The 14779-nt window shown below is 73.0% G+C and carries 12 protein-coding genes and 1 pseudogene; 6 read left to right on the forward strand and 7 right to left on the reverse strand.

The features are described 5' to 3' along the window. The first annotated feature begins 19 nt into the window (after positions 1-19). Positions 20-1039 (forward strand): EamA family transporter, encoded by a 1020-nt coding sequence (locus IG64_RS25630; RefSeq protein WP_037860396.1) that lies wholly within the window; start codon positions 20-22, stop codon positions 1037-1039. Positions 1040-1294: 255 nt separating this feature from the next. Here the strand turns inward: IG64_RS25630 and IG64_RS25635 are convergent, their stop codons facing one another. From IG64_RS25635 to IG64_RS25650, 4 genes are all read right to left on the reverse strand, one after another. Beyond that, positions 1295-1630 carry a hypothetical protein gene (locus tag IG64_RS25635; protein WP_037860398.1) on the reverse strand — a complete coding sequence of 112 codons (336 nt, stop codon included), beginning with the start codon at positions 1628-1630 and terminating at the stop codon, positions 1295-1297. Next, positions 1627-2184 (reverse strand): DUF6232 family protein, encoded by a 558-nt coding sequence (locus IG64_RS25640; protein ID WP_158771634.1) that lies wholly within the window; start codon positions 2182-2184, stop codon positions 1627-1629. Before IG64_RS25640 ends, IG64_RS25635 begins: the two co-directional genes overlap by 4 nt. A 134-nt stretch (positions 2185-2318) precedes the next feature. Beyond that, on the reverse strand, positions 2319-2654 hold the full coding sequence (locus IG64_RS25645; RefSeq protein ID WP_037860399.1) for a WhiB family transcriptional regulator: 336 nt from the start codon (positions 2652-2654) through the stop codon (positions 2319-2321). A gap of 184 nt (positions 2655-2838) precedes the next feature. After that, positions 2839-3717 carry an alpha/beta fold hydrolase gene (locus IG64_RS25650; RefSeq protein WP_037860401.1) on the reverse strand — a complete coding sequence of 293 codons (879 nt, stop codon included), beginning with the start codon at positions 3715-3717 and terminating at the stop codon, positions 2839-2841. A 363-nt stretch (positions 3718-4080) separates the two neighbouring features. Here IG64_RS25650 and IG64_RS25655 point away from each other — a divergent pair, with 363 nt between their 5' ends. Further along, complete coding sequence (locus IG64_RS25655) at positions 4081-6096, forward strand: BTAD domain-containing putative transcriptional regulator (protein WP_037860402.1); 2016 nt, start codon at positions 4081-4083, stop codon at positions 6094-6096. A 385-nt stretch (positions 6097-6481) separates the two neighbouring features. Continuing rightward, positions 6482-7894: a proline--tRNA ligase gene (gene proS, locus IG64_RS25660; protein ID WP_037860404.1), complete on the forward strand. Its 1413-nt coding sequence runs from the start codon at positions 6482-6484 to the stop codon at positions 7892-7894. A gap of 322 nt (positions 7895-8216) precedes the next feature. On the opposite strand, the gene IG64_RS25665 is transcribed toward proS, so the two are convergent. Further along, positions 8217-8819 (reverse strand): TetR/AcrR family transcriptional regulator, encoded by a 603-nt coding sequence (locus IG64_RS25665; RefSeq protein ID WP_051813334.1) that lies wholly within the window; start codon positions 8817-8819, stop codon positions 8217-8219. Between the two features lie 125 nt (positions 8820-8944). Here IG64_RS25665 and IG64_RS25670 point away from each other — a divergent pair, with 125 nt between their 5' ends. Continuing rightward, complete coding sequence (locus IG64_RS25670) at positions 8945-9871, forward strand: SDR family oxidoreductase (protein WP_037860406.1); 927 nt, start codon at positions 8945-8947, stop codon at positions 9869-9871. 135 nt (positions 9872-10006) lie between these two features. On the opposite strand, the gene IG64_RS25675 is transcribed toward IG64_RS25670, so the two are convergent. Further along, positions 10007-12226 carry an MMPL family transporter gene (locus IG64_RS25675; protein ID WP_037860407.1) on the reverse strand — a complete coding sequence of 740 codons (2220 nt, stop codon included), beginning with the start codon at positions 12224-12226 and terminating at the stop codon, positions 10007-10009. A gap of 270 nt (positions 12227-12496) precedes the next feature. Here IG64_RS25675 and IG64_RS25680 point away from each other — a divergent pair, with 270 nt between their 5' ends. Together IG64_RS25680 and IG64_RS25685 are read left to right on the forward strand one after the other, a co-directional pair. Then, on the forward strand, positions 12497-12994 hold the full coding sequence (locus IG64_RS25680) for a DUF2975 domain-containing protein (protein WP_037860410.1): 498 nt from the start codon (positions 12497-12499) through the stop codon (positions 12992-12994). After that, positions 12994-13200 (forward strand): annotated as a pseudogene (locus IG64_RS25685) (helix-turn-helix domain-containing protein); the annotation flags it as partial. The gene IG64_RS25680 and the pseudogene IG64_RS25685, both read left to right, overlap by 1 nt. 77 nt (positions 13201-13277) lie before the next feature. Here IG64_RS25685 and IG64_RS25690 read toward each other — a convergent pair. Beyond that, positions 13278-14588: an alpha/beta hydrolase gene (locus IG64_RS25690; RefSeq protein WP_051813336.1), complete on the reverse strand. Its 1311-nt coding sequence runs from the start codon at positions 14586-14588 to the stop codon at positions 13278-13280. Between the last annotated feature and the right edge of the window lie 191 nt (positions 14589-14779).

Genomic DNA, 14779 nt, shown 5'->3' on the forward strand with positions numbered 1-14779 from the left:
GCGGTCCGAGACTCGCTCCATGCACTCATCGACCCAACGGTCACCGGGGCCCCCGCGGACCTCCCAGCCGCGGCCCCGGCAGCTGGTGACCCTCGCACTGACCGCGCTCGCCCCGGCTTCCTGGGGCACGACGTACGCCGTGACGACGAAGCTGCTGCCCCCGGGGCATCCGCTGTTCGCCGGACTGGTGCGCGCCCTGCCGGCCGGGCTGATCGCGCTCGCCCTGACCCGCGTGCTCCCGCGCGGCACCTGGTGGTGGAAGGCCGCCGTCCTCGGCGTGCTCAACATCGGCGCGTTCTTCCCGCTGCTGTTCCTGTCCGCCGAACGGCTGCCCGGGGGTGTCGCCGCCACCCTCGGCGCCGCCCAGCCGCTGCTGGTCGCCGCGCTGGCCGTCGCGGTGCTGCGCGACCGGCCCTCGGCCTGGCGGCTGGTCTGGGGGGTGATCGGCGTGATCGGCGTCGGACTGGTCGTCCTCGGGCCGCAGGCCCGGCTGGACGCCGTCGGGGTCCTCGCGGGCCTCGGCGGTACGGCGACCATGGCGTGCGGGGTCGTCCTGACCAAACGCTGGGGCCGTCCCGCGGGCGTCGGTCCCCTGGCCCTGGCCGGCTGGCAACTGACGGCCGGCGGGCTGCTGCTGCTTCCGCTGACCCTCGCGATCGAGGGGGTGCCCCAGCGGATCGACGCGGGGGCGGCCGGCGGCTACCTGTGGCTCGGCGGCATGGGCGGGCTGATCGCGTACACGCTGTGGTTCCGGGGCATCGGCAGCCTCCCGGTCGGCGCGTCCGCACCGCTGGTGCTGCTGTCCCCGCTGGTGGCGACCGTCGTCGGCCTCGTCCTGGGCGAGTCGCTCAGCCTGCCGCAGGTCCTCGGTTTCCTGCTGGCGCTGGCTGCCCTGCTCGCGGCACAGCTCAGTCCCCCTGACCTGTCCCGCATCCGCCGGCGCGGCGGACGGACGGCACCGCGCCGCGCACGAGCGGACCTGTTCCCACGGGCGGGCCGGGCACCCGCTGACCGGATGGCCGAAGGGCGGACGCCATGAGGCCCCGTACGACCGTCGCCGTGCTGGGTGCCACCGGGCCGGTGGGCAGCCGGGTGACCACCGAGGCCGCCGCCCGCGGGCACCAGGTGCCCGCCACGTCCCGCAAGCCCGCGCGCGAGCCCGCGCACACCTCCGCGTACGGGACGCCGCTCGCGGTCGACGTGAGCCGGAGCCTGAGCCGGGCCAGGGCCCCGCCGGATGACCGGCACTCCGTCCCCGCCCCCGCGCGCCCGGGCGGCTCCCCAGCCGCGCGCCCTACAGGGCCCCCAGCAACTCCAGGACCTTGTTGACCGCTTCGGCGACCGGCTGGCCCAGCGCTCCGACGGTCGCGGCGATGGTGGCCACGGCGATCAGGGCGCGGTGCCGCTCCTGCGGGGCGCTCGCCCGGGAGGAGATCACGGGCAGGGCGTCGTCGATGACCCGCCCGGTGGCGGGCGCGACCTGGCCGCGCAGTTCCCGCAGGAGAAGCGACAGTTCCTCGATCGCCACGAGGAGCTGCGGGGACGCCGGTTGCGCCGTCCCAGCGTACTGGTTCTTGACGATCCCGGTGTTGTGGTTCCCGCCGTACATGTTGACGGTGTCGCCGCTCACTTCTTCAGCACCCCCGTGTTTCCCAGGCCGCCGTACATGTTGACCGTGTCGCCGAAGTGGTATTCCCTGCGGTTGAACTGGATGCTCTCCACCTCCACGTGGAGTGTCTTCTCCGGGTTCTCGACGGTCTCCATGATGGCGCGGACGATCCCGCGCAGCTCCTCCCGGTCCGGCAGCGTCACCAGGGCGCTGGCGTTGCCCGCCGTCTCGATGGCCAGCACGTGTCTGCTCGACGAGGACAGCACCTTCAGGAACCGTCCGAACAGCAGGACCACCGCGACCAGGCAGACGCCCCGCGCCTCCGGCTGCGCGTTCGCCACCACGTACGCGAGGCCGCCCCCGAGGGCCAGGTACCCGAACGCCTCCCAGCGTCTGGGCTTGAACTCGGTGGTGTAGACCCGCACGAGGTTGTGCAGCGGGTAAGCGGCCTCTCCCAGCCAGAGCACCCCTTTGTCGACGCGGAGGTCGACGCTCTTCCCCTCACGCGACGGCACCGGCGGCAGCTCCGGCGGCCCCCAGGTCCCCTTCGTCTCCACAAGTCCCCCGTACGCCATGCGACTCCATGACCGTGTGGGAACCATTAGGCATCGCCAACGCCCTTTTGGAAAGGGCAAGTTCGGTCCCTGTGACGACTCGGCACGCCTCCCGTGAGCCCGTCGGCGTGCCGGCCCGTGAGCCTGCCGGCGCGTCAGCCCGTCGCGGCCCAGCGCTCCGCCCAGCGCGGGCGGTCCGTCCCGCGGCCCTGCTGTTCGTGCTCCGTGCGGGCCGTCTCCAGCAGGAGCCGCCAGGACGTCACCGTGGGGCGGCGCCGCAGCAGGGCGCGCCGCTCCCGTTCCGTCATGCCGCCCCAGACCCCGTGCTCGATACGGTTGTCGAGGGCGTGCGCCAGGCATTCGGTGCGCACGGGACATCCGCTGCACAGGATCTTGGCTCTGTTCTGAGCGGCCCCCTCAACGAACAGTTCGTCAGGGTCGGCGGTCCGGCAGGCCGCCAGCTCGCCCCACTCCTCGTTGTCCGAAACCACCCCGGCGCCGTCCTCTCCCCTTTATGGCCAGCGGTTTTCCACCCGACTTGCGGGTAGGGACGTGACAGTACGGCAGTCGGGCATATGCCGTCAGTTCCCGCGGCCACCGTTCCACACCTTCGGGTGACCCGGATTGCAGGCGCGTAAAGCTTGGCGGTATAGGGGAGTTCGAGGAGGTGAAGCGTCAGCGTTTCATCAGCGCCCGCAGTGCCTCCGTGATGTCCTGGGGGGCTTCCTCGGCCATGAAGTGACCGCAGGACACGGTGGAGTGGTCCAGGTCCGCGGCCCAGGCGCTCCACAGGGCGGCGGCCTCGTAACCGAGCGCGGCGCCCCAGTCCTGCTGCAGCACGGAGACCGGCATCGTGAGCTGCCTGCCGTGCGCACGGTCCGCCTTGTCGTGCTCGACGTCGATGCCGGCGGAGGCCCGGTAGTCCGCCACGATGGACGGCACCGCGCCCCGGCAGGCGTCCAGGTACGCCTGGCGCACGGGGCCCGGCACGGCGTCGGGGTCCTTCGCCCACAGGTCGAGGAAGTGCGCGAAGAAGGTGTCGGCGCTCGCCTCGATCATCGCCTCCGGCAGCCCCGGCGGCTGGGCCATCAGGTACAGGTGGAAGCCGACCGCGGCCGAGGTGCCGTGCAGCGCCTCCCACATGTCCAGGGTCGGCAGGACGTCCAGGCAGGCCAGGTGCGTGACGGCGTCCGGGTGGTCGAGTCCGGCGCGGAACGCCACCAGGGCGCCCCGGTCGTGCCCCGCCAGGGCGAACCGCTCGTGCCCCAGGGCGCGGGCGAGGGTGACGATGTCCTGGGCCATGGTCCGCTTGGAGTAGGTGTGCGGGCCGTCCTCCCGCGGCTTGTCGCTGGCCCCGTATCCGCGCAGGTCGGGGCAGATGACGGTGTGGTCGGCCGCCAGGTCCGCGGCGACGTGCCGCCACATCAGGTGGGTCTGCGGGAAGCCGTGCAGCAGGACGATCGGCGCTCCGCTGCCGCCGACGGCGACATTGAGGCCGACACCCTCGTCGACGGTCACCCGCTGCTGGTCGAAGCCCGGGATCGTGTGTGTCATGGCGCTGCTCCTCGGTCGGTGGTGAGGTGATGGACAGGTGTGCCGGGCCGTGCGGCGGCAGCCGCCCGGCCGTGCACCCAGCCTGGGGGCCCCCGATCAGCAACGGATGAACGAACCACACCCGGCCGTCGCCGTGACGGGCAGGGCGCCGGCTGTCACTGTCCTCGGGCGCGGGTCGGGTTCCTCGACGCGTCGGCGCGCACACCGGTCAGGACGGACGAGGCAGGGGCACAAGCACGGGGCGCGTGCACGGGCACGGGCACCCGGGTTGCACGCCCGCGGCGCCGGGGATTGCTGTCGGGTGTTCCCGGGGGCCTGGCTAGATTGGGTGGGGCGAGCGGACGGAGAGGACGGGCTGCGAGGGTGCGTGTGAAGATCGGGGTGCTGGGGGCCGTGGCGGCCTGGGACGAGGCCGGGGACCCGCTCGCGCTCAAGGGACCCCGGCACCGCGCGGTCCTGGCCCGGCTCGTCGTCGCCCACCGGAGGGTCGTGCCGGTGACCCGGCTGACCGAGGACCTGTGGGACGATCCGCCCGCCCGCGCCGTGGGCAGCGTACGCACCTTCGTCGGCGATCTGCGCCGGGCTCTCGAACCGGACCGGCCGCCGCGGACCCCGTCCCGGCTGCTCGTCACCGAGGGCCCCGGCTACGCGCTGCGGGCCGCGAAGGAGGACGTGGACGCCTGGCGGTTCGAGCAGACGGTGGACGCCCTGGCCGACGCCGGGCCGGAGCGGGTGGCGGCCGGGCTGGGCGAGGCGCTGGGCTGGTGGCGCGGCCCCGCCTTCGCCGACTTCGGCGACGAACGCTGGCTGCGCACGGAACGCGCCCGGCTCACCGAACTGCGCCTGCACGCCGTCGAGCGCCGCGCCGAGGCCCGTATCGCCCTCGGTGAGGCGGCCGCGACCGTGCCGGGCCTGGACGCGCACGTCACGGAACACCCGTGGCGCGAGGACGCCTGGCGGCTGCTGGCCCTGGCGCTGTACCGGTCCGGGCGGCAGGCCGACGCGCTGTCGGTCCTGCGGCGGGCGCGGGCCATGCTGCGCGAACACCTCGGCGTGGACCCCGGCCCGCGGCTGCGGCGGCTGGAGGAGGACGTCCTGCGGCACGCCGAGCACCTGGACCCGGGCGCCGGCTCCGGGATCGACGACGTGTGGAGCCGGGCGACCGCCGCGTACGAGAGTTCCCTGGGCTCGCGGGCGCGGACCCGGCTGGAGTCGACGGCGAGCCTGATGCGCGACCTGGCGGTGACGGGCGGCGGGGGTCTGGAGGCGGCCCGGCGGCACCGGGTCGCGGCCGTGGCCGCCGCGGAACAGCTCGGCGACCCCGAGCTGACCGCCCGCGTCATCGGGGCGTACGACGTCCCGGCCGTCTGGACCCGGTCGGACGACCCGGAGCAGGCCCGGTGGCTGGTGGGCGCGGCCGAGCGCACCCTGCGACTGCTTCCGTCCGGCGGCCACGACGCGACGCGCTGCCGGCTGCTGGCGACCGTCGCCGTGGAGTCCCGGGGCACGCTGCCCGCCGACGAGTCGGCGGGCGGAGCGGCGGCACGCCCGCTGCGGGCCGCCCGGCAGGCGGAGGAGATCGCCCGGGGACTCGGCGACCCGGCCCTGCTCTGCTTCGCCCTGAACGGCACCTTCATGCAGACGTTCCAGCGGGCGGGGCTCGCGGCCCGGCGGGACGCCGTCGGGGCCGAACTGGTCGCGCTGGCGGCCCGCCACGACCTGGTCCGCTACGAGGTGCTCGGCCACCTCGTCCGCGTGCAGGCGCGGTGCGCCCTGTCGGACCCGGCCGGGGCCGGCCGGCACGCGAGCGCGGCCGACGAGCTGGCCGCCCGGCACGACCTGCCGCTGGTCTCCGTGTTCACCACCTGGTTCCGGGCGCTGCGCACCGCCATGACCGGGCCGCCGGACGCGGCCCTGGCCGCCTACGCGGATGCCGCCGGGTGCCTGCACGGGTCGGGGATGCCCGGGTTGCAGCAGGGCCTGCTGCCGCTGGCGCTGCTGAGCGTGCGGCTGCGGCACGGGCTGCCGGCCGGCGGTCCCGGCGACCTGCCCGCCGACGGGAGCGGCGACCGGAGCGGCGGCTGGGGGCCGTACGAGCCGTGGGTGCGTCCGGTGCTCCTGGTGGGCGAGGGACGTATCCCGGAGGCGGCGCGGGCGCTGAGGGACGTGGTGCCGCCCCCGCGCGACCTGATGTACGAGGCCATGTGGTGCCTCCTGGCGCGGGCCGCGGTGGCGGTGGGCGACCGGGCCCTCATGGCGCGGGCCCGGACGGCGCTGGCCCCGGCGGCGGCCGAGCAGGGCGGCGCCGGCAGCGGTCTGATCACGCTCGGCCCGGTCGCGGACCACCTCGCCCTGCTGGCCGACGGCGCCCCGGACTGACCCGCGGCCCGGCCCGCGGCCCGGTGCGGGAGTTTCAGGGGCTGCCCGCGCCGCGTGCGACGGGCCGGTGCGGGTCGCGGGGACGGAGCCGAGCGGGCGCGGCGCCTCCGCGCAGGGGCTGCCGGGTCCGGCCCGGTGGACGACCAGCTCCCGGCCCGGGGCCTCGCGTACGTCGGAGGCCTGGTGGTCCAGCAGGAGTGAGCCGACGCCGGGGTGCGGGAAACGCCCGGCCTTCCGGGTCCTGCCGCGCACGGGGTGGCCCGGCAGCCGGAACGGACTGTGGTGATCTACGCCGAGGCCGGGTCCCGGGAGGGCGGGGACCTGCGGCGCAGACGGCGCCGTAATCCGCTGGCGTGCGGGCGTGCCGCGCCCTAACCTGCGGCGCATGGCAAAGGCACCCGTGCTCACCCCCCGGGCGGACGACTTCCCCCGCTGGTACCAGGACCTGGTCGGCAAGGCCGAACTGGCCGACAACGGGCCGGTGCGCGGCACCATGGTCATCCGACCGTACGGGTACGGGCTGTGGGAGCGGATGCAGCAGGAGATGGACGCCCGGATCAAGGCGGCCGGCGCCTCCAACGCGTACTTCCCGCTCTTCATCCCGCAGTCGTACCTGACGAAGGAGGCCGAGCACGTCGAGGGCTTCGCCCCCGAACTGGCCGTCGTCACCCACGGAGGCGGCAAGGAGCTGGAGGAACCGGTCGTCGTCCGCCCCACCTCCGAGACGATCGTCAACGACTACTTCTCGAAATGGGTGCAGAGCTACCGCGACCTGCCCCTGCTGATCAACCAGTGGGCGAACGTGGTGCGTTGGGAGCTGCGTCCGCGCGTGTTCCTGCGCACGACGGAGTTCCTGTGGCAGGAGGGACACACCGCCCACGCCACCTACGAGGACGCCCGGGACTACGCCGCGCACATCCACCGCGCCGTCTACGGCGACTTCATGGAGAACATCCTCGCCATGGACGTCGTACCGGGCCGCAAGACGGCCAGGGAACGCTTCGCCGGTGCGGTCAACACCCTGACGCTGGAAGGCATGATGGGTGACGGCAAGGCCCTGCAACTGGCGACGAGCCACGAACTCGGCCAGAACTTCGCCAAGGCCTTCCACACCCGGTACCTGTCGAAGGACGGCACGCAGGAACACGTGTGGCAGACCTCCTGGGGCTCCACCACCCGGATGGTCGGGGCGCTGGTGATGATGCACGGGGACGACGACGGGCTGCGCGTCCCGCCCCGTCTGGCCGCGGTGCAGGCGGTGGTCGTCGCGGTCAAGGACGACGGCGCGGTGCTCACCGAGGTGCGCGCGATCGGGGAACGGCTGAAGGCGGCCGGGGTGCGCGTGCACGTCGATGACCGCACCGACACCCCGTTCGGGCGGCGCGCGGTGGACTGGGAACTCAAGGGTGTGCCGGTACGGATCGAGGTCGGGCCGCGTGACCTGGCCCACGGCAGCGCCGTCCTGGTCCGCCGCATCGCCGGGACGAAGGAGCCGGCCGAGATCGCCGCGCTGCCGGAGATCCTGCCCAAGGTTCTCGCGGACGACCAGGCGCTGCTGCTGGCGCAGTCCCGGGAGCGCCGTGAGCGGCGTACCGCTGATGTGTCGACCGTCGCGGAGGCCGTGGAGGCCGCGGGCAGCGGGTGGGCGCGGATCCCGTGGTCCGCGCTGGGTCCGGACGGCGAGGCACGGCTGGCCGAGCAGGGCGTGACCGTACGGTGCCTGGTCGCCGCGGACGGCTCGGTCCCCGAGCGCGACGACCAGCCGGGGAACGTGGCCGTCGTGGCACGCGCCTACTGACCTCCCCGCCCGGGTGCGGCTCCCCCGGCGGAGCCGCCCCCGCGGGTGGCCGCGCCGGCATCCACCATCGCCACGGCCCCAGGGCACGGAAATCACCCTCACCGTCCCCGGCGCCGCCCGGGCCACGGCCACCTGGCGGGTCAGCCTCCCCGAGAACGCCGGTTTCACCGCGGCCCGCTCCACCGCGGACGGCGTCGGGATAAGAGCTGCGAACAAAAGTGGGCCCCGGCGGGCGGCGCCCACTTTTGTTCGCAGCTCTAAGCCTCACGGGTCGCCTGGTGAATCTGAACTCCTCGCAGTTCGTGAGGTGACACCGGCGATGTCAGTTCCTGCTCACAGGCCTTTGTGAACCCTCCTGAAGGCGCCCCGCCGCCACGGCCCTGAGCTCGTCCAGTGAATCCCGCAGCAAAGGCGCCATGTCGCGCTCTTCACCGGGGGCGACCCATCGTTCGAAGCCGACCTTGAAGACGGCGACGCCCGCTTCGGCGCTCAGGCTCGCCGCCGGTTCCGGCACACCGCGTCGGCGCAGCGTGGCGGCGAGGGCGGCCGATACCGAGGCGAGCTTGATCAGTTCGCGTTCGCGCAGTTCCGCGGTGGCCATGATCACTGCCTGGCGCGTGCGCGCGAACTCACGCCGCCCGGCGAAGAAGGAACCGACCGCGTCGAGCCCCGCCGCCACCGCGTCGAGCGGCGCCGCGGATTCCGGCGCGGCGGCGACGGCCTGCGCGAACAAGTCCTCCAGGTCCCCGGCCCCGGCGAACAGCACCTCGCGCTTGTCGGCGTAGTGCCGGAAGAAGGTGCGCTCGGTCAGCCCGGCCCGTCCGGCGATCTCCGCCACGGTGGTCTGCTCGTAGCCGCGTTCCCCGTACAGCTCCAGCGCCGCCTGCGCCAAGCGCTCCCGCGTGTTCGGCTCCCATCTGCCCATGCCGCGATCGTACGCGATGACAGTGACTGACATCGAGTGATACGGTCGAATCGACGACAGTCACTGACATCACCCGTCACTGACACTGGGTCTCACCCACTCATGGAGAGTCAGGGGTTCCTCTTATGCGCATCTTCGTGACCGGGGCATCCGGCTGGATCGGCTCCGCCGTCGTTCCCCTCCTGCTGGCGGCGGGCCATCAAGTGGTGGGCCTCGCCCGCTCCGGCGCCTCCGCCGCCGCACTCACCGCTGCCGGCGCGGAGGTCGTCCGCGGCACCCTCGACGACCTCGACGTCCTGCGGGACGCGGCAGCCGCGTCGGACGGCGTGGTCCATCTGGCCTTCAAGCACGACATCGCCTTCTCCGGCGACTTCAGGAGCGCGGCCGAAGCCGACCGCCGCGCCGTCGACACCTTCGGTGACGCACTCGCCGGCAGCGGCCGCCCCTTCGTCCTCGCCGGAGGCCTGGCCGGCGTCGCGCCGGGACGGGTGGCGACCGAGCGGGACGTGCCCACGCCCCACGGTTCGGGTCTCTCCATCCGGGGTGCCACCGCCCAGGCGGTTCTCGCGCTGTCATCGCGCGGCGTACGTTCGTCCGTGGTGCGTCTCTCTCCGACCTGCCACGGCGAGGGGGACAACGGTTTCATGGCGGCCCTGACGGCAATCGCCCGCGCCAAGGGCGTGTCCGGCTACGTGGGTGACGGCACCAACCGCTGGCCGGCCGTCCACCGGCTCGACGCCGCCCGGTTGTTCCGGCTCGCGGTCGAGAAGGCGCCGGCGGGTTCGGTGCTGCACGGGGCCGCCGAGGAGGGCGTCCCGATCCGCGACATCGCCGAGGCCATCGGCCGCCATCTGGACATCCCTGTCGTCTCCGTGCCCGTGGAGGACGCCTCCGGGCACTTCACCTGGCTGGGTGACATCCTGAGCATGGACATTCCCGCGTCGAGCGCCCTGACCCGCGAGCTGCTCGGCTGGGAACCGGTCGGTCCCGGCCTCCTCACCGACCTCGGCCAGGGCCACTACTTCACCACCCCGGCGGCCACCGCCGGGTGACCCACGCGAAGACGCCACCCGCGCGAACCATCCCTGGTTCGCGCGGATGGCGTCTGACGGTGCCTGCCCGCCCGGCACCCGGACCGCGGCCCGGGCGCGTGCACCGGAGACCGGTCCCCGGTAGGCGCTATGCCATCAGCCGCGGCGGCCCGGCGAATCCTCCGCAGCCCACTCCTGCCCGGAACTCGGACCGGAGTCGGAACCGGAGTCCGCCCCCGGCCCGGCACCAGCCCGAACAGAGGCAGCAGTGCCGGGAGCCGTTTCCCTCGCACGGTCCCCATGGCCCGGCCACCACGCCGCGTGGCCGATCAGTGCCGTGAGGCTCGGGGTGAAGAACATCGCCATGACGAAGGCGGCGACCACGATGCCGAAGGAGACCGCGAAACCCATCTCCGTGAGCAGTGAGTTGCCGGCGAGCATCATGGTGGCGAAGGTCGCCGCCAGGATGAAGCCGGCCGCCGCCACGGTGGGCCCGGCGTGCCGGACCGCCATGCCCGCCGCCTCGCGCGGTTCGCGGCCCTCGCGGGCCTCCTCGCGGAGCCGGGCGATCATGAGGATGTTGTAGTCGGTGCCGATGGCGACCACGAAGAGGTACATGATCACCGGGAGCATGAACATCAGTCCCGGGTGTCCCTGGCCGTCCTGGAAGATCCAGACGGTGGCGCCCAGGGTGGCGCCGAAGCCGAGGCCCACGGAGGCCATCAGGTACCAGGGGGCGACCAGGCTGCGCAGCAGCAGCCCGAGGATGACCATGATGAGGACGGCGGCGACGGGGAAGACCGTACGGTAGTCGTGGTTCACCGCGGTGTTGATGTCCTTGAAGATGGAGGACATGCCGCCGACGACCGCCTCGGTGCCGTCCGGGGCGCCGGAGTGCGCGACGTCGCGCACCTCGCCCACGGCGTCGATCGCCTTCTCCGTCGACGCCTCGTACTTGAGGGTGACGGTGAAGTCCGCGGTGCTGCCGTCCTTGCTGACCTGGGCCAGGTGGGCGTCGGCGACGCCGTCCACGGCACCGAGCTTCTTCGCGTACGCCCCGAAGGCGGCCTTGTCCAGCGGCTTTCCGGCGGAGCTGGAGAGGTAGACGTCGGTGGGTGCGGCGGCGCCCGCCGAGTACGCCTTCTGCATCTCGTCCTGGACGACCATCGACTCCTTGGTCTTGGGCATGGAGCCCGACGCCAGGTCGAACGTGGCCTTGAAGCCGAGCGAGCCGAGCGAGAGCGCGACCAGGACGAGGCCGGAGACGGCGGCGGCCACGGCCGGCCGGCGCCGGACACCGCGGCCGAGCGCCGCGAAGCGGGCGTTGTCCGGCTCGCGCTGCCACGACTTGGACGGCCAGAAGACCTTCGGTCCGATGAGCGAGACCACCGCCGGTATCAGGGTGAGGCCGGCGACCAGGGTGACGGCGACCGCGATGGCCAGCGCCGGGCCCATCTGCTTGAGGAAGCCGAGGGTGGACAGCACCAGCGCGAGGAAGGCGATGATGACCGCCCCGGCGGCCGAGGCGATGGCCTCGCCGACCCGGTCCACCGCGTTGATCATGGCCTGCTTGGGTTCGTCACCGGCACGCAGGCGTTCCCGGTAGCGGAACATCAGGAAGAGGAAGTAGTCCGTGCCCACACCGAACAGCACGACGATCAGGATCGACGAGATCGAGCTGTTGGCCTGCAGACCGAACAGTTTGGTGGCGTAGGCGATCAGTCCGTTGGCGATGGCGGACACCAGACCGATCAGGACCAGGGGCAGTACGGCCAGGATCGGCGCCCGGAAGATGATCAGCAGCGTCACCAGGATGATCGCGAAGGTGCCGATACCGATCAGCGCCTGACCGCGCTTGGACGAATCCTCCTGGTCGAGCGCCTGGGCGGCCGAACCGCCCAGCTTGGCCTCCAGGTGCGTGCCCTTGGCCAGTTGCCTGACGTCCGCCCGCAACACCTTGGCGGCGTCGGTCTGTTCGGGCTGACCGGCCTTCTTGCTGTCCATCTGGACCAGGGTCATGGCGTACTTGCCGTCCTTGGACGGCGGGCCGGGGACGACCTTCTGCACCTGGTCGATGTGCTTCTTGCCCAGTTCGGAGGTGATCCGGGCGATGTCCTGCTTGTCGGCGGCGGTCAGCGTGCCGCCGTCGGCACGCCGGTACAGGGCGATGGCGGACGGGGTGAAGGCGCTGGGGAACGCCCTCTCCTGCAGGTCCGCCGCTTTGATGGACTCGTAACTCTTGGGCAGAAAACTGCTCTCGTCACTGTTCGAGGGCAGGCTCGGGGCGGTGGCGACGATGGCAACCGCCGCTATCAGCCACGCCACGATCGTCCAGACAGGATGTCGGACGACCATGTTCCCAATGCGTCGGAACATGCGGGAGGTCCTCCTGGGTAGGAAGATCACCGCAGCCCGGGGAGCGGACCCTGGCATCGGCGACCCCGGCCGGCACCCACCATCGCGCACCGGCCGAACTGTTGTCTTGTCCCCGATCGTAGTGACCGTTCCACAACGCCGGTCGAGCAGGCCCGGATCGGACAACTCCGTACACGGAACGAGAGATTCGGACACAGCTCGGCGCAACCCTGGTGGGGCGAGCGAGAGTTCGCGATTGATTTTCGATAGAAATCGATCGACAATCGATGCATGTCTCGTCTCTGCATCCTCGTGCTCCGGGCCGGCGTCGTCGCGGCGGTCCTCGCCGGCCTCTTCGGTCAGATCGTGGTCATTCCGGCGACGGCGGCCGGCGAAGTGGACCGCTTCCCCCCGTACGCCCCGTTCGCCACGCCCTACGTGACGGTGGCGATCGTCTGCGTGGCCTGCGTCCAGGTCGGCCTCGTCGCCCTGTGGCAGCTGCTCGCCATGGTCGATCACGGGGCGATCTTCACGCCGCGCGCCTTCCGGTGGGTGGACACCATCATCGGCGCCGCGGCCGTGGCGACGCTGCTGGCGGCCGGGGTCGCCGGGCACCTCGCCCTGGCCGACATCCCCTCCCCCGACGACGGCATGGAGGTCGTCAGCGCGCTGTTCTCGGCGGTCACCGGAGCGGGTGCGGGAGGGGCGTTCGTGATGCTCGTCGTCGTCCTGCGCGGTCTGCTGCGCAAGGCGACGGACCTGCAGAGCGAGATCGCCGAGGTCATCTGATGGCGATCATCGTCGACCTGGACGTCCAGCTCGCCCGCCGCCGGCTGTCGGTCGGCGAGTTCGCCGCCGCGGTCGGCATCACGCCCGCCAACATCGCCGTGCTGAAGAACGGCCGCGCGAAGGCCGTACGGTTCACGACGCTCGACGCGATCTGCCGCACCCTCGGCTGCCAGCCGGGCGACGTGCTGCGCTGGGTGCCGGACGAGGGTGGCGAAGGCGGTGAACGTGACGAAGGCGCCGGGAGTGACGACGGTGAGGCGGGCGCGGGAGCGGACCGGGAGGGTCAGTCTCCGGCGTCGTAGGCCGGCGTGACGACGTGGGCCGGCTCCCCGGGGAACGGCCGGTCGCCGGTGAGGTAGGGCTGCATGTCGGTGCGGCCCCGCAGGAAGCGTTCGAAGAAGGCCGTCACCCGGTGGGTGGTGATCAGCCGCTGCGTACGCTCCGTCAGCGGCGTCTGGTCCTGCTGCGGGTGGTCCTGGCCCTGGTACTGGGACCGGCAGGTGCCCGGCCGGCTCCCCGGCAGGGCGTCGTCGCGGGCCGCCACCTGGCCGCTGCTCGGGGACCACTGCCGGTTGTAGAAGTCGTGGTTGCCGCCGGTGAGCGTGTACTTGTAGATCGGCGCCCGGTTGGCGGCGGCGTTCTGCTCGAAGAACGTTCCCGTGTTGACCTGGTCGCAGGTTCCCCACATGACGGCGAACGGCGTACGGGTCACCGGATCGCCGTCCCAGGTGGCGGTGGGGGCGAGCGCGAAGGCCGCCTTGACGTCGACGCCGGCCGGCCAGTGGGCGCGGGAGGAGTCCGCGACCTCCTGCATGACTCCGCCGCCGCCCATGGAGTGCCCGAGGAGACCGACGTCGCCCAGGTCGACCCGGCCGCGGAAGCCTGCCCCCACCGGCGCACCGGTACGGGCGTCGGTGAGCGCGCCGCGCAACGGGCCGTCGCCCGTGCGGGCCAGCCGCTGCCACATCCTCAGATGCCGGTCGATCAGCGCGGCGCGGGCCCGGTAGACCGTGTCGGCCTGTCCGCCGGCGGTGGCGTTGATGCCGTTGGCTCCGACCGACACGACCACGAAGCCGCGTCCGGCCAGGGCCCGCGCCAGATAGTCGTACCCGCTGCTGCTGCGGATCGGCGCGACGCCCGGCGCGCACGGCCACGCCCACAGCCGTGCCGCCGCCTGTTCGACGATCGCCTGCTGACGGACGGCCTCGGCCTCGTCGCCCGCCTTCTCCGCCCGGTCGCGGGCCGCCCGAGCGGCGGCGCTCTCCGCCTCCGCGCCCGCGTCGGCGCAGGTCTCCCACGAGCCGTGCTGGAGGAGGACCAGAGGGTGCCGGCCGGCGCTCAGGCGCGCCGGATAGTAGACGTCGGCGGCGAGTTCGCTTCGCCCGACGTACCCGATCGAGGCAGGAGGCTGGAAGGCCTGGTCGCCCAGGTCGTAGCGGGCCTCGAGGACGGCGGGCGCGCCGGCGGGGTCGGCGGCGGTGGTTTCGGGAGCGGCCGTCGCGGGGGCGGTGAGGGTGACGGAGAGGGCGAAGGCGGGGAGGGCGGACAGGGCGAGAGCGCGGAAGGGCGCCGTCAGCCGGGCGGGGGTCTTCATCGGTTTCTTGGTTCCTTTTTCCCTGGTGGGCTGTGGGTGAGGGCGGCGGGGTGGCTTCTGGGGCCGCGGCCCGGTGGGCGGGGTGGCCCGGTGGGGCGGTCGGTCCGGGTGAGTTGGTCCGGTGAGCCGGTCGGCCCGGGCGGGTCGGGCCGGTCGGGGGTTGGCCAGGACGTGTGGCTGCCGGCTGCCCG

Source organism: Streptomyces sp. NRRL S-340, assembly GCF_000720185.1.
Lineage (GTDB): Bacteria > Actinomycetota > Actinomycetes > Streptomycetales > Streptomycetaceae > Streptomyces.

Coding starts and splice junctions, on each gene's coding strand:
- IG64_RS25630 (WP_037860396.1), top strand. CDS start 20: ATGCACTCATCGACCCAACGGTCACCGGGGCCCCCGCGGACCTCCCAG.
- IG64_RS25640 (WP_158771634.1), bottom strand. CDS start 2,184: ATGGCGTACGGGGGACTTGTGGAGACGAAGGGGACCTGGGGGCCGCCG.
- IG64_RS25650 (WP_037860401.1), bottom strand. CDS start 3,717: ATGACACACACGATCCCGGGCTTCGACCAGCAGCGGGTGACCGTCGAC.
- proS (WP_037860404.1), top strand. CDS start 6,482: ATGGCAAAGGCACCCGTGCTCACCCCCCGGGCGGACGACTTCCCCCGC.
- IG64_RS25665 (WP_051813334.1), bottom strand. CDS start 8,819: ATGGGCAGATGGGAGCCGAACACGCGGGAGCGCTTGGCGCAGGCGGCG.
- IG64_RS25670 (WP_037860406.1), top strand. CDS start 8,945: ATGCGCATCTTCGTGACCGGGGCATCCGGCTGGATCGGCTCCGCCGTC.
- IG64_RS25675 (WP_037860407.1), bottom strand. CDS start 12,226: ATGTTCCGACGCATTGGGAACATGGTCGTCCGACATCCTGTCTGGACG.
- IG64_RS25680 (WP_037860410.1), top strand. CDS start 12,497: ATGTCTCGTCTCTGCATCCTCGTGCTCCGGGCCGGCGTCGTCGCGGCG.
- IG64_RS25690 (WP_051813336.1), bottom strand. CDS start 14,588: ATGAAGACCCCCGCCCGGCTGACGGCGCCCTTCCGCGCTCTCGCCCTG.